Genomic DNA, 14108 nt, shown 5'->3' with positions numbered 1-14108 from the left:
GAGTAAACGTTTTCGGACCTATAACTTACGAACCTAGCGGCTCTTATTTTAACCTTTCGTAATAGATTAAAAGTTTAACGAACTCTAGAATCGTTATTTCGAGAAAAATAGCTTATGACACCCAATTTACCATGCTATAGCGTTCATATGATTCGTTAAAACTTAAACAAGCTAGTTTTCATCACAATAAGAATAATACAGTTCGTTAGAGAGTTGATCTTGGGATGTCTTGGGATGCCTTGATATGTTATGCGCAGAAATGGCTGAAAAAAGTTTGAGCAGTGGATGGGTACAAATCGCATAGAAACGGTTATACTTAAGCACTTGAACAACACGGAAGCTATATTATTATACGATTAGGAAGCGATTTGATGATAAAAACCCAATCCAAGCTCAATCGGCAAAATGTGTTTACTGGTATATTATCTGCGATGCTAGCATGTACAGGCGGAGCCGTACTCATTGTTAGCAGCGCTGAAAAAGCAGGTTTTTCAACCTTAGAGCTCGTCGCGTGGCTGTTCGCCGTTTACTTTTTTGGTGGACTGCTGAACATAGCTTTGACATTGATTTATAAGATTCCGTTTGGCGGCGCTCATTCGATAACTGCCGTTGCTTTCTTAAGCACTTCTGCGACACAATTTACCGTGCAGGAGTTAGCTGGTGCGAGCATTATTTCCGGGATTATTATCGCTGTATTTGGTTTATCTGGTCTGTCCGATAAGCTGCTGGCTTTCCTGCCTAAGCCTCTGATGGATGCGATGCTTGCTGGTTTAATATTCAACCATATAGTAAAAATCGTTCCCGCGGTCAAGGATGCTCCCTTTGTCGGGTTCATGGCCTTGGTCGGTTTTTTCTTATTTCCCCGTTTATTCAAGGGCTTTCCGCCCGTGCTCGGCGTCGTTTGCATGGGGCTGCTTGCTCTATGGATTGGCTACGATTTGCCTCCAATGGAGGTGTTGCCGTTTGCGCTGCCGCATGTGGTTAGCCCTGAGTTTTCGATTAATGGGCTGTTATCGTTAGCTATTCCTTTGTCGATACTCGTGCTTAGCAACGATTTGTTTGTAGCTTTGGCAGCGCTTCGCAAAAATGGCTATGAGCCATCCGCTTCCAAGACGATTACGATAACTGGTTTTGCCACGACTGCTGTAGCATTTCTTGGCGGTCATAGTGTAAATGTTGGCGGAATGATGAGTATGCTGTGCAGCAGCGAAGAAGCAGGTGCAAAGGAATCTCGTCCTTATGCAGCGATTGTCTCGGGTACATTGGTGGCGCTGTTTGGATTATTTGCTTGGAAGGTTATTGCCTTTATTAATATATTGCCGTCTTCCTTTATTTGGCTTCTAACGGGTTTTTCATTGATGGGGGTATTCATTCAAAGCCTTCAGTCAGCTTTTTCGGAATCTGCCTACCGCTACTCAACGGCCTTTACATTTGCGATTGCGGTAGCAAATGTCGCCTTTCTCGGCGTTTCTGCCCCTGTTTGGTGCTTGGCAATCGGTATGGTTACGATGAAATTGCTGGGCGAGGGAACACGCCGCAATAGCAAGGATGCTGTTCGTCAAAATAAACAGTAATAAAAGGGGACGATTATTCCCATGGAAACTTCGTCAGCAAAAATTCTGCAAACTTTTTGCTCTCTTCTCTGCGCTGCTTCCTCATTGCCGTACGATGCTCGGCCGTTTCATATAATTTAATTTCTTCTTCCGTTTCAGGGACAATACGAGGTACAAGTATTGTCTTATTTTGTTCATCTAGGGCAACGAAAGTAAGAAAAGAGGTTGCTGCTATTTTTCGCTCGCCGCTTCTTAAATCTTCTCGTATTACTTTCACAAAAACCTCGATGGAACTTTTGCCCGTCCAAGTAACGAAGGACTCTAGGGAAACGGAATCTGTTGGCCGGATTGGATGCAAGAAATCAACGGAATCCGTCGAAGCGGTTACCGCGGTAACTCTGCATAATTTGGAAGCGGATATCGAAGCGATATCATCGATATAAGACATAAGTTTGCCGCCGAACAACGTATTATGATTGTTTACATCGGTTGGGAATACTCTCGAAACCTTAAAGGATCGCGTTTCTTTGACATATTTATTTTCCAAAGCATTCACACAACTTTCTACAAAGTGGCTGATCTTTGGGTATTTTCTCCCCTTTATGGATAGGTTATGCTTCTAAAATAAAACTTAAAAGGGTTCCACATATAATGCTTGATTAGTATGTGCAACCCTTTATATATAGTTACTCTTGGCTGAGCTTTAACAACTGAACATTAACATTTTCGGTACTGAATCCCCCGTAATAACAAACGTAAGTGGTAGTTGAGATTTTTTTTTGCGCAAAATGAACTTTAATAGCCTCTGCGATCTCTTATCTATGAAAGGGGTGAGAACATGAATGTAAGCCGTCTTGTCAAACAAGCTCAAAAAGGCAACAAAGAAGCTTTATTACAACTAATCATAGCCGATCAGGACGCTTATTATCGTCTTGCCTATAGCTATTTAAGAAATGAGCATGACGCGATGGATGCCATGGCAGATATGATTGTTACGCTTTATGAAAAGCTGGATCAATTGCAAAAGAGCGAAGCCTTCTACAGCTGGAGCAAAACCATTCTCGTCAATCGTTGCAAAAAACTACTCCGCCAAAAAGAACGATTTGTTCCACTGGGAGACGAGGGTGAGTCATGCTTTACTGGATTAACTGAAGATAACCCTTATCGCAATACGGAGTCTGCGATGAACATGCAGGTGCTGCTCTCGAATCTAAATGCACAGCAGCGGGAAGCCATCGAGCTTCGTTACGTACATGATCTCCCGTATCAGACGATTGCGGACATGACTTGTTCGCCGATTGGCACAATCAAATCAAGAATTTCGCAAGGTATTCAAAAATTGAAAGCGATGATCGGAGGGGATCGTAATGAAAACGATCGAGGAGAGATTGCAGGAGCACAAACAGACCTTGAATATCGTGCAGGCACCGTCAGGACTTGAGGACAGACTTCGCAATGCACTTGAGCATGTTCCCACGAAGACAAGAAAGCTGAATAGAGCGATGTCATGGGTCGCAGCATCAGCTGCAGCATTTCTGCTGATTGTCGGAACTTATCAATATCCTGCATTCGCTTATTACGGAGGCAAGCTGTTTAACAAAATTGAGCTGAACTCTCTTAGCTTCTCTGAAGTAGCGGAGCAAGGCTACGGACAATCGGTCAACAAAAGCAAAACGCTAGAGGACGGTACTGTCATAACCATCAACGGGGTTATTGCGGACGATAACGCTTTGCTTATGTATTATAGCATTGATAGACCCGAAGGCTCTGTATTTACTGACAATAGTTCACTGCGTTACAACGTGGGTCAAATGGAAGGATTCTTGACGGATTCCGATCCCAAAGAAGGAAGCGGCAATTATAGCAAAGACGAGACCCAGTACGAGGGCGTCTATAAATTTGAACCGGTTAGTCCATTCTCTAGAACTTTAACCGTTACATTTAGTGAGTGGCTTGAAAATGGGGAACGGGCATCATACCCAGTCTCCTTCAAGTTTGAAGCGAATAAAGCGATGAAAAGCATGCTTAAAGAGAACATCTCAAAATCCGTTTCGGTCGATGAGGGAACGGTCCACTATGATTCCATCACAGCTTCACCTACTTCTACCATCGTAAAGGGACATTATGAAATGAATGATGGGGGATACCCGAGGTTCTCCGGCAAAACAAAACTTTATGTGAATGGAACGGAAGTGAAATCATGGGGAATGCAGTCGGATTATTCGGGTGAAAAGGGCAAGGCGGCATTTGAACTTGAATTTGATGTGCTGCCGACAGACAAGCTGGAAACCATCGAGCTCGTACTTGAAAATTTTGCTGGTTATCAGAAAATAGAAGAACCGATTTCCTTAGCTTCACCATCAGATCTGTCCATAAAGATTGGGGATGAAAAGCTATGGATTCGCAGCGTCACAAAAACCGATACAGGTTATGATATCGTTATCGCCAGAAAACAATTTACAATCTTGGAAACGGAAAACTTATCTGTTCAATCGGGTGATACTGTAGTTCCTGTCTCATCCATTTCCTCATCACGCCCGTGGGATTTGAAAAATGGCAACATCTTGTGGGAGCAGACGTTTTCTTTTAACACGGAGGAGGAACCCGAACAGCTGCTGCTTAACGGATTTTCCTATATTAAAACCTACGATAAGACCATCTCTATTCCTATGGAAATCAAAAAGTAATTTGTATCAAACAATAAATGTAAAAGGGCTTCCCAAAAGCAGAAATGCTGCTCTCTGGGAAGCCCTTTCTTATAGGCTGGAACGACTAAAGTACCTTGTTATGGCGAAGAGGATTATAGCTGCAAGTTGCGATCAATTAAAGCGATGCGCTGCTCTACACATGCGTAGGAGCGAAGCGTATCTTCCGGTGTGTTTAAGCAATAGTCGAGCAGTTGATCAACGGTAGTTGCAGCAACGTGACAGCGTGTGTCGGAGGAAGCGTAGTAAATATAAACGTTGCCGTTATCTTGTGCGATAACACCGTTGCAGAAAGCTACGTTCGATACGTCGCCGACACGTTCAATGCCTTCTGGCGCAAGCAAGTGGCCACCTGGACGATGCGTTACTTTGTTAGGCTCCTGCAAGTCGGATAGGAATGCATAAAGTACATAACGCAAGCCTGCCGCGGTGTTGCGAACGCCGTGAGCAATATGAATCCAGCCTTTGTCCGTCTTAATTGGAGCGGGACCTTGACCGTTTTTCACTTCTTTAATTGTATGATAATGGCGTTCGTCAATAATGATCTCACGCTCTACAACAGCGTTCTCGATCGTATCGGATAGTCCCCAGCCAATACCGCCGCCTGAACCCGTATCGATAAAGCCGTCCTGTGGGCGCGTATAGAAGGCGTATTTTCCGTCAACAAATTCAGGGTGAAGCACGACGTTGCGCTGTTGGTTGGACGCTGTTTTTAGATCAGCAAGGCGCTCCCATTGCTTCAAATCCTTTGTTCTTACGATACCGCATTGTGCAATCGCGCTCGACAGATCTCCTTTTGGAGCGGAAGGATCTTTCCTCTCTGTGCAGAACAGACCATAAATCCAGCCGTCCTCATGTTGAACGAGGCGCATATCATAGACGTTAATATCGGGATCGCTTGTTTCAGGAAGCAAAATAGGGTGGTTCCAGAAGCGGAAACCATCAACGGGGCTGTCACTCTCTGCAATGGCGAAAAATGATTTGCGATCATTGCCTTCAACGCGCGCTACGAGATGGAATTTGCCATTTAAGAAGATTGCGCCTGGATTGAATACGCAATGAACGCCGAGGCGCTCCATGAAATAAGGGTTCGTCTCAGGATTAAAATCATATTTCCAAATCAGCGGAGCATGTTCTGCTGTTAGAACGGGGTGTACGTAACGATCAAAAACGCCGTTGCTAACTTCTGCAGGCTCGTTTTTACGCTGTACTAGTGCCTCATAACGGTCCGTTAGCATTTGCTTGCGTTCATTAAATTTACTCATTGAATAAACCTCCATTAGTGTGAAGTTGCTGTACCAGACAAGCGTTCGATCATTTCAAAGCATGCACGACCATTATGATAAGGGCATTTCCAAGGGCTGACCTTTTGTAAGTTGTCGCTTGGAGCTCCATCGCGAGTTACGCTCCAGTGCCATTCGCCAAACTGTTTGTCGACGATAAAATTTTCAATGAACTGCCAAGATTTTAAGGCAGCCTCAAGGTATTTCTCATCGCCCGTCATTTGATAAGCATTATAGAAACCAACAACAGCTTCTGCTTGCGGCCACCAATCCTTGTGCGAATCGATGATTCCATCTGGACCTGCCTCATTAAGAAGACCGCCGTCCTCGTCAACGCCTTCATTCAGCGTCGCTTCTGCCATTCGAATGGCGATCGCTTTGGCTTCAGCCAGCAATGCTGCATCTCCAAGCACCTCAGCCGCCTCGACCAGCAGCCAGCTGCCCTCGATATCGTGACCGTAAGAAATGTGCTCAGATCTGCCGTTCCATTTCTCATCGAAGAAAAGGATAAAGTGCGCGTTATCTGGGTTAATAATATGTTTTATTGTGATTTCGATTAGTTCTTTCAGCTTGGCATGCAGCACATCCGACTTCCATACCCTGTAAAGGTTCGTATAACCCTCCATGATGTGGAGATGAGTATTCATGGATTTCTTCTCATTCAAATCCTTTTCACTCAGGCTATTATCGTCGGTTTCCAGCCACTCGCGTGTAAGAGCCTCGAAATAACCTTTATATTGCTCATCGTAGCTATATTTCTCAAGCGTATGAAATAATGAGATCGCTTTCTGAAGCGCAGCTTCATTCCCGGTAGCGCGGTAATACTCGGAGTAAGCATAAATAGCAAAGGCTTGACCGTATACCTGCTTTTTCGTTTCGGCTGGGCTGCCAGCTGCGTCGACCATCCAGTATAATCCGCCGTATTCTTGATCTACAAAGTATTTATTTACATATCGATAGGCACGGTCAGCCATTTCGAGGTAAGCTTCATTGCCAGTCATGCGATAAGCGGAGGCAAAGGTCCACAAGATTCGTGTGTTAAGCACCAGGCTTTTGCCAGCTTCATCGTTAACGGTTAAATCTCTGCTGATATTGCCGTAGAAACCGCCTTTTTGCTCATCGATCGTATGCTTCATCCAAAAGTCGAGAATGTTAGATTCCAGCTCCTGCTTGATGCTTGCCAGCCACTGCTCGTTATTTACGTTCATTCGCCCAAACCTCCGTCACTCGATTCAGCTATTTTGGCTGCATAATATTGACGAACCGTTTGTTCTGCTTGCTTGCCATACATACAATAATCGTCGTTGGCACTCGCATCGCCCTCTTCATATAGTCTCGCCGGCCAATCCCAAAGCATAAAGCCGCCAACCCAATCACGCTTGTCCGTATGGGAGAACATCGTCTCGTAGAACTGACGCTGAACCTCTTCGCTAGGCGCGCCGGCAAGTCCCCAATCGTTCGGAATATACTGCGAGCCCTCGCGGCTAGGGCAGCCAGCTTCCATGAAGAAAAAAGGCTTGTCGTATTCGGATACGACCTTTTCAATTCGGTTCAGCTGCTCTTCCCAAGCATCGATAGGGTAATAGCCGCTTGAAGAAATGACATCAACAGCATCCCACCATTTAATTTGGCCTTCTTGATATTTGTCGCAGTTGTACGTAACGATGCCGGAATAAACTTTGCGAACTTTTGCGATGAGCTCACGCCATTCCGTTTCTCTGCGATCGGTTTGAACCATTTCGCATCCAACACAAAACATTTCGCAACCTGTTTCTTCAGCAATTTTGGCATAGTGCAAGATGAATGTTGTATAAGAAGCGAACCAATCAGACCATTTTGGCTCGCAAGGCACATCGAGATCAAAGAAATTAATATGTGCACGCCATGTGCCATCCGCACAATTGACGACCGGCTTCAAACAAACGTTAAGGCCTAGTTCTTTCGCTTTGTGAATGGCACTAAGAACTTCCTCATCGGTAACCGTAGGCGCCTCGCGAAACTTAATTTCGGTAGAGTGGGCATTATCTTGAAGTGCGCCAAGTGCAATAGCTGTCCAGTTCACGCTTAACCGCTCGGCCATTAATTCCATCGAACGATCCGCTTTTTCGCCAGTCCATGTACCTCGAATGCCTGTCCAGCCCCATGTCATTCCGCCTATATAGGCTGCTTTAGTTGTCATTGGAGTCGCCTCACTTTATATTTGGTATTTTTGTTATTGCTAATAATATTTTTGTTATATAACAAGTAAACATGATTCTAGTCTTGTTTGCAATACCTTTCTTGAACAGCAGGCAACCTTATAAAATTGCTTCATTTAATAACACGGAAAGCGGCATGCGTATGCACAATAATGAGTGAATATGCGTAAAAAAGCGTTTTCACAAAATGACAGTTGAAGACTATAAATCATATTTTAAACCATTTTAGAACCACATTTTATGAGGTATTATCGAAATGTAAGCGGAATCAAAACGAGCTGAGGGGGATTTAGAAAATGAAAAAAGTCATTTCGTTAGCACTTGTTTCTGTAGTTATGCTAACATCGTTAGCTGCATGTGGTGGCAATAACGCAAGCACGAATTCACCTACGAACAAGCCGAGCACGGATAACACCGCAACGAACAAACCGGAGAACGGTGGAACAGAGGAAGCGTCAAACATTAAAGGTGAGGTTGTATTCTTAACAAACCGTACCGACATGATTGACAAACAGTACGTCGATTACGAAAAACGTTTTGAAGACAAATACCCTGGCGTTGATCTTAAATTTGAAGCGATTACGGACTATGATAAGACGTTGAAAATCCGCATTGCTTCCGGAGATTTCCCTGATGTCGTATTTGTACCAACGATTCCAAATGCAGAGCTGCCTAATTATTTCGCTCCGCTTGATGACATTGCATTCTCAGGTGAAATTCACTTCAAAGATTTGAAAGCGCAAGAAGGCAAAATGTATGGTGTATCTTCCGGCGGATCAACTGTCGGTATCGTATACAACAAGAAAGCATTCGAGAAAGCAGGCATTACAGCTCTTCCAAAAACATACGACGAATTTCTAGCTGCATCGCAAAAGCTTAAAGACGCAGGCATCGTGCCGCTTGCATCAAACTTCAAAGATAAATGGCCGCTTGATACTTGGGTATACGATGTTCCAACGCTAATCGGCGGAGCTTCTGATCACCAAAACAAACGTGCTGAATCCGAAACACCGTATACGCTTGACAATGCTTACGGCAAATCATGGGGAATTCTTCGTGAGCTGTACACAAAAGGTTTCCTGGAAACAGACGTGAACTCGACGAACTGGGAGCAATCGAAAAAAGACGTAGCAACCGGCAAATTCGGTATGTATCTCCTTGGCAACTGGGTAATTAACCAAGTAATCGAAAACGGCGCTCCTGCTGAGGACATTGGCTTCTTCCCATTCCCGGTCGACAACACTGGCGAAGCGAAAGCACCGCTTAACCCGGATTTCTTCTATGCAGTTAACAAAAACGGCAATGTTGAAGCAGGCAAAGCATTCGTACAATGGATGATCGAAGAATCCGGTTATGATGATTTCGCAGGTTTCATTCCTACTTTGAAAGCCAAAGAATCGAAGCTTCCACAGCTTTCGGAATTCAACAGCTTTACCCCTAAATTTTTCGAGCCAGCTGCACCAGTAGATGCAGCGACAGAAATTCAAAACAAAGCGCAGCTTGATCAAGCTGCAGTTGTACAAGAATTCGTATTAGCTAAAGACCCGCAAAAGGTATTGGATAAAGTGAATACAGCGTGGGCGAAAGCGAAAAAAGATTTAGGATTGTAAGGGCTGCGTGCAGGATGGATTACCTTTAACGGTTGTCTATCCTGCACCTTCCGATTAGAAAGACGCAGGGAGGATGGGGTTGTCTCATGTTTAGCAGATTGCCTTTTAAAACACAGAAGAACTATGTCATTATTGGCTTCGTCGCATTGCCGCTGCTGCTGCTGCTGACATTCGCCTATTATCCGGCAATGGAACTCATCCGATTAAGCTTTACGAGCTGGGACGGCTTAAGTCAAAACAAACCATGGATCGGTTGGTCGAACTACAAAGAAGTATTTTCAAATCCAGCTATATTTGGCGTCTTCAAACATAACTTTGCCTATTTCGCTGTTGGAATCGTACAAAATATCGCCGCGATTTATTTCGCAGTGGTGCTGAACAGCAAGCTGAAGGGGAAAAACTTTTTCAGGCTGCTGCTTTTTTTACCGTACATCCTAAATGGCGTTGCTGTAGCATACTTATTCGGTTACGTATTCGATACGACAAACGGATCATTAAACTATTTGCTAGGACAGCTCGGCTTTGATGCACTCTCCAAAACAAGCTGGCTCGGCAGTGGTTCTTTTGTAAACTATACGCTTGCTTCTATTGGCTTCTGGCGCTTTATGGGATTTAATATGGTCATTTATTTGGCGGCGCTTCAATCGATTCCAAGTGATATTTACGAAGCGGCATCGATTGACGGGGCAAACGGCTGGCAAAAATTTATTAGTATCACGCTGCCGAACATTTACAAAATTATCGAGCTCAATTTGTTCCTAACGGTAACCGGCGCTTTAGAGGTGTTTGATCTGCCTTATATTTTAACTAAGGGCGGGCCGGCAGGATCGAGTGAAACCTTCGTTATGAAAATTGTTGAGACCGCTTTTCAGTTCAACAACTATGGCTTGGCATCCGCAATGAGCGTCGTCTTGTTACTCTTTGTTGTTATTGTATTATCGATTCAGCGGTTTTTGTTGAAAGGAAAGGGGGAATAATCGATGAATAAATCCAATAAGCTCTGGGACACAATCAAGTATTTAAGCCTTCTATTGGCTGCGTTTGCGATTTTGTTCCCGCCTTATATCATCGTCGTCAATGCTTTTAAGACGAAGGATGAATTTCACACGAAATCGACGATCGCCATGCCGGATAGCTTTCTCTATTTTAAAAACTTTGCGCAAGCCTTCAAGCAGGCGGATATGCTCCATGCGTTCGGGAATACGCTGTTCATTATCGCGATTACGCTAATCTTGAACATATTGATCGGATCGGCGTTCTGTTATGCCGTCGGGCGCTTCAATTTCAAATTTAAAGGCCCGCTGGTCGGCTTGTTCCTATTCGCCACGATTATTCCAGCTATTACAACGCAAGTCGTCAACTACAAAACGATTCAGGCGCTTGGCTTAACGAATAATTTGATGGGACCTGTACTAATCTATGTAGGCGCAGATATTTTGCAAATCTACATTTATCTGCAATTCATTAGAAATATCCCTTATGAACTAGATGAAAGCGCGATGATCGAAGGTGCCTCATTGATTCGTATTTTCCGCTCCATCATCTTCCCGCTGCTTGCGCCAGCGACAGCGACAATCATTATTTTGAAAACAATCAGCATCTATAATGACATGTTTATTCCGCTCCTGTATCTGCCTAGAGCCGAACATGTTGTCGTATCAACGTCACTCATGCGCTTCTTCGGGGTCAACAGCGGGGACTGGCAAATGATATCCTCAGCCATTCTTATCATTATGATTCCTACCGCAATTCTTTATGTGTTCTTGCAAAAATATATTTTCGCGGGTGTGACAAGCGGTGCGGTTAAATAAACCGTCCGCTTTCTTTTCATTGCAGATGTACTGATTTTAGCACAAACTAGATGAGGAACACGCGGGGAGGAGCGAGCAGGATTGTTGAACATTATGATCGCGGATGATGAAGAATTCATAAGGCTGGGTCTAGAAAAAATATTAACGAAAATGGATTTGGACATTAAAGTTATCGGCTCCTACAGCAACGGAATGGACGCTTGGGCGCAAATTTCGAAGCTCAGTGAAGGCGAGCTGGATGTGCTGATTACCGATATAAAGATGCCGATGATGGACGGTTTGCGCCTTATTGAGCACTTGCGCGATAAGTCGATTGATACGATTGTGCTCAGCGGTTTTAGTGAATTTGAATATGCGCGCAAGGCTCTTCGCTCGGGCGTGCGGGATTATTTGCTCAAGCCGGTGGACAAGGCGAACTTGTACGACATACTGGTTAAGATTGAGCAGGAGCGCAGCGAAAATGGGCAAACATCGGAATCAACGGTATCTGCTCCAGCACAAGAGACAATCTCGAAGGAAAAAGAGCATCATGTTATTGAGCAAATGAAAACGATTTTGGAGCAAGAATACGGCAAAAACTTTGAAATGGAGCGTATCGCTGACACCGTCGGCATGAGCGCCAATTATTTGAGCCGCTTATTTAAGCAGGAGACGGGCATGACGCTGACAGACTATTTGATCGACATTCGGATAGAGAAGGCAAAGCAGTTTTTGAGCGATCATCCAAATTTGAAAAATTACGAAATATCTCAGCTGGTCGGCTATAGTGATCCAGTTTACTTTAACAAGCTTTTTAAGAAAATGGTCGGTGAAACGCCTAAGGATTATAAAGCCAAGCACCACTAGTGCCGATGAACAAAATTGAATATAAGAAGTGCAATATCGCACATTTACAGGAAGGTGGAATGAGCGTAAGATGATGCGGTAGCTTGCCGAATTAAGAATGGTTGGACAGCATGCAGAGCTGCAGAAGGATGGAGAGAGAAATGTCAGAGAGGGTTGTAAAAACTCAGCTTGGTGCTGCAAAAGGACTAGCGAGCACATTTGAAAACGCGGCACTAGAGGAAAATGCCAGCCCGTTGAAGTTTTTATTGTCATTATACAAAGGCAACTTTGCCAATCTATTGATTTCATTATTATTTTTGTTCATCAAAAGCGCGCCCATTTATGTGCTGCCGATTGTAACAGCTAATATTATCAACATTGCGACGAATCCAGCAAAGTATCCGCTAAGCGGCATTTGGATTAACTTTGTTATTATTTTGATCGTCATCCTGCAGAACATACCAACCCACGCCGCTTACATATCTTTTTTGAGCCGTGCAGTAAGATATGTAGAAGCGGGACTTCGCAGCGCGCTTGTGCGCAAGCTGCAGCAGTTGTCCATTAATCAACATAGGGAGCTGCCTGCCGGCAAGCTGCAATCGAAGGTGCTGCGCGATGTCGAAGCGGTTGAGATGATGTCAAAGCAGTTCATGATTGCTTTGGCGCCGGCTGTCGTTAACATTATCGTATCGTTTATTATAACGCTGAACAGCAGCTGGATTGTGTCTTTATTTTTTATACTGACCATTCCAATGTCCATAACGATTGTAACGATTTTCAGGCGTAAAATCCGTAAGTCGAACAAGGAATTCCGTAAAGAAATAGAACAAATGTCCTCTCGCGTGTCAGAGATGGTCGAGATGATTCCGATTACGCGCGCACACGGTCTGGAGAAGGTTGAGATCGCACGTATTGACCAGACGCTGAACAACATTCAAGGCAAAGGGTATCGGCTTGATTTGGTGGAGGCGTATTTTGGCTCAACAAACTGGGTGACGTTTCAAATTTTTCAGGTGCTTTGTTTAATTTTTACGGCATACTTAGCTTACAATGGGCAAATTCAGGTTGGCGACGTCGTTATGTACCAAGGTTTTTTTGCGATGATTTTGGCTTCCGTTACTGGCCTCATTAACATTTATCCGCAAATTGCAAAAGGTCTTGAATCAATTCATTCCATTAAAGAGATTTTGGTATCGACCGATATTGAAAATAATAGCGGCAAAAGAAAAGTTGCCGATGTACGAGGCGAATTTTCTTTCGAGGGTGTAGAGCTTTCATATCCGGGCAGTGAACATCATGTGCTTGAGGATGTTACCCTCGAAGTTGAAGCAGGCGAATGCATTGCATTTGTTGGCGCATCCGGCGCAGGCAAATCAACAGTGCTCAATCTAGTTATCGGCTTCCTGCAGCCAACGGGCGGGAAAGTAATGATGGACGGCATTGATTTGGCAGATATTGATCTGCGCAGCTATCGCAAGCATTTGGCGGTCGTGCCGCAAACGAATATTTTGTTCTCAGGTACAATTCGAGACAATATTACGTATGGCCTTCGCGATATAACCGATGAGCAGGTGAATCGTGTTGTTGAGATGGCTAATCTATCCGAGTTTATCGGGCAGCTGCCGGACGGCCTCGATACAATGGTTGGCGAACATGGCGGCAAGCTGTCTGGCGGCCAGCGTCAGCGGATTGCGATTGCACGTGCGCTTGTACGCGAGCCAAAAATTATTATTTTGGATGAAGCAACCTCTGCACTCGACAACGAGTCAGAATTTCATGTTCAGAAGGCGATGCAGGAGCTAATTAAAGGCCGGACGACATTTATTGTCGCTCACCGCCTGTCCACGATTCGTGATGCAGATCGTATTGTCGTCATGAAGCATGGACGTATTGTTGAGGTCGGCACTTTCGATGAGCTGATGGCAAGCAAAGGCGAGTTTTATAATTTGAAGCAGCTGCAGCTCTAGGAGAGGCGGGTCTGCTTCTAGATATGGCGGTTAAGGCTGATCGGGTGTTTTTACCTCGGTCAGCTTTTTTTTGTTTTACGCTTCCAATCACGAGCACCGTTTGTATCGTAATGTTCATATTTTTATAGAGGATATGAAAATTGTTTTATGATATGA

General features: G+C 44.3%; 12 protein-coding genes. 8 read left to right on the top strand and 4 right to left on the bottom strand.

Going from position 1 to position 14108, the window contains the following annotated elements; genetic code table 11:
• Positions 1 to 371: 371 nt before the first annotated feature.
• Positions 372 to 1574, top strand: a complete 1203-nt coding sequence (locus AB4Z45_RS07140; RefSeq protein ID WP_441908486.1) for a benzoate/H(+) symporter BenE family transporter — start codon at positions 372 to 374, stop codon at positions 1572 to 1574.
• A 13-nt stretch (positions 1575 to 1587) separates the two neighbouring features.
• Here the strand turns inward: AB4Z45_RS07140 and AB4Z45_RS07135 are convergent, their stop codons facing one another.
• The gene (locus AB4Z45_RS07135; protein ID WP_441908612.1) at positions 1588 to 2100 is read right to left on the bottom strand and encodes an acyl-CoA thioesterase; all 513 of its coding nucleotides are present in this window, start codon (positions 2098 to 2100) and stop codon (positions 1588 to 1590) included.
• Positions 2101 to 2391: 291 nt separating this feature from the next.
• On the opposite strand from AB4Z45_RS07135, the gene AB4Z45_RS07130 reads away from it, so the two are divergent.
• Both AB4Z45_RS07130 and AB4Z45_RS07125 read left to right on the top strand, forming a co-directional pair.
• Entirely contained in the window at positions 2392 to 2994 is a 603-nt protein-coding gene (locus AB4Z45_RS07130) for an RNA polymerase sigma factor (RefSeq protein WP_441908485.1), read from the top strand.
• Positions 2921 to 4240 (top strand): DUF4179 domain-containing protein, encoded by a 1320-nt coding sequence (locus AB4Z45_RS07125; protein WP_441908484.1) that lies wholly within the window; start codon positions 2921 to 2923, stop codon positions 4238 to 4240. The genes AB4Z45_RS07130 and AB4Z45_RS07125 overlap by 74 nt, the downstream gene beginning before the upstream one ends.
• 113 nt (positions 4241 to 4353) lie before the next feature.
• On the opposite strand, the gene AB4Z45_RS07120 is transcribed toward AB4Z45_RS07125, so the two are convergent.
• Genes AB4Z45_RS07120 through AB4Z45_RS07110 form a run of 3 tightly spaced genes read right to left on the bottom strand, consistent with a single transcriptional unit; the run spans position 4354 to position 7720 of the window.
• The gene (locus tag AB4Z45_RS07120) at positions 4354 to 5523 is read right to left on the bottom strand and encodes a glycoside hydrolase family 130 protein (RefSeq protein WP_441908483.1); all 1170 of its coding nucleotides are present in this window, start codon (positions 5521 to 5523) and stop codon (positions 4354 to 4356) included.
• Between the two features lie 14 nt (positions 5524 to 5537).
• On the bottom strand, positions 5538 to 6749 hold the full coding sequence (locus tag AB4Z45_RS07115) for an AGE family epimerase/isomerase (protein WP_441908482.1): 1212 nt from the start codon (positions 6747 to 6749) through the stop codon (positions 5538 to 5540).
• Positions 6746 to 7720: a glycoside hydrolase family 113 gene (locus AB4Z45_RS07110; RefSeq protein WP_441908481.1), complete on the bottom strand. Its 975-nt coding sequence runs from the start codon at positions 7718 to 7720 to the stop codon at positions 6746 to 6748. Before AB4Z45_RS07110 ends, AB4Z45_RS07115 begins: the two co-directional genes overlap by 4 nt.
• A 315-nt stretch (positions 7721 to 8035) precedes the next feature.
• Between AB4Z45_RS07110 and AB4Z45_RS07105 the strand changes: the two genes are divergently transcribed.
• From AB4Z45_RS07105 to AB4Z45_RS07085, 5 genes are all read left to right on the top strand, one after another.
• On the top strand, positions 8036 to 9349 hold the full coding sequence (locus AB4Z45_RS07105) for an ABC transporter substrate-binding protein (protein ID WP_441908480.1): 1314 nt from the start codon (positions 8036 to 8038) through the stop codon (positions 9347 to 9349).
• 86 nt (positions 9350 to 9435) lie between these two features.
• Positions 9436 to 10326, top strand: coding sequence for a carbohydrate ABC transporter permease (locus AB4Z45_RS07100; RefSeq protein ID WP_076268981.1), 891 nt, complete (start codon positions 9436 to 9438; stop codon positions 10324 to 10326).
• A gap of 3 nt (positions 10327 to 10329) precedes the next feature.
• Complete coding sequence (locus tag AB4Z45_RS07095; RefSeq protein WP_076268980.1) at positions 10330 to 11160, top strand: carbohydrate ABC transporter permease; 831 nt, start codon at positions 10330 to 10332, stop codon at positions 11158 to 11160.
• 81 nt (positions 11161 to 11241) lie between these two features.
• Complete coding sequence (locus AB4Z45_RS07090; RefSeq protein WP_339204658.1) at positions 11242 to 12006, top strand: response regulator transcription factor; 765 nt, start codon at positions 11242 to 11244, stop codon at positions 12004 to 12006.
• Between the two features lie 140 nt (positions 12007 to 12146).
• On the top strand, positions 12147 to 13952 hold the full coding sequence (locus tag AB4Z45_RS07085; RefSeq protein ID WP_441908479.1) for an ABC transporter ATP-binding protein: 1806 nt from the start codon (positions 12147 to 12149) through the stop codon (positions 13950 to 13952).
• The last annotated feature ends 156 nt before the right edge of the window (positions 13953 to 14108 follow it).

This window comes from Paenibacillus sp. MCAF9 (assembly GCF_052114265.1).
GTDB lineage: Bacteria > Bacillota > Bacilli > Paenibacillales > Paenibacillaceae > Pristimantibacillus.
The sequence above is the reverse complement of the archived record's forward strand: the minus strand, read 5'-3'. Positions and strand labels throughout refer to the sequence as shown.

Coding starts and splice junctions, on each gene's coding strand:
- AB4Z45_RS07125 (WP_441908484.1), top strand. CDS start 2,921: ATGAAAACGATCGAGGAGAGATTGCAGGAGCACAAACAGACCTTGAAT.
- AB4Z45_RS07105 (WP_441908480.1), top strand. CDS start 8,036: ATGAAAAAAGTCATTTCGTTAGCACTTGTTTCTGTAGTTATGCTAACA.
- AB4Z45_RS07140 (WP_441908486.1), top strand. CDS start 372: ATGATAAAAACCCAATCCAAGCTCAATCGGCAAAATGTGTTTACTGGT.
- AB4Z45_RS07120 (WP_441908483.1), bottom strand. CDS start 5,523: ATGAGTAAATTTAATGAACGCAAGCAAATGCTAACGGACCGTTATGAG.
- AB4Z45_RS07110 (WP_441908481.1), bottom strand. CDS start 7,720: ATGACAACTAAAGCAGCCTATATAGGCGGAATGACATGGGGCTGGACA.
- AB4Z45_RS07130 (WP_441908485.1), top strand. CDS start 2,392: ATGAATGTAAGCCGTCTTGTCAAACAAGCTCAAAAAGGCAACAAAGAA.
- AB4Z45_RS07100 (WP_076268981.1), top strand. CDS start 9,436: ATGTTTAGCAGATTGCCTTTTAAAACACAGAAGAACTATGTCATTATT.
- AB4Z45_RS07095 (WP_076268980.1), top strand. CDS start 10,330: ATGAATAAATCCAATAAGCTCTGGGACACAATCAAGTATTTAAGCCTT.
- AB4Z45_RS07085 (WP_441908479.1), top strand. CDS start 12,147: ATGTCAGAGAGGGTTGTAAAAACTCAGCTTGGTGCTGCAAAAGGACTA.
- AB4Z45_RS07115 (WP_441908482.1), bottom strand. CDS start 6,749: ATGAACGTAAATAACGAGCAGTGGCTGGCAAGCATCAAGCAGGAGCTG.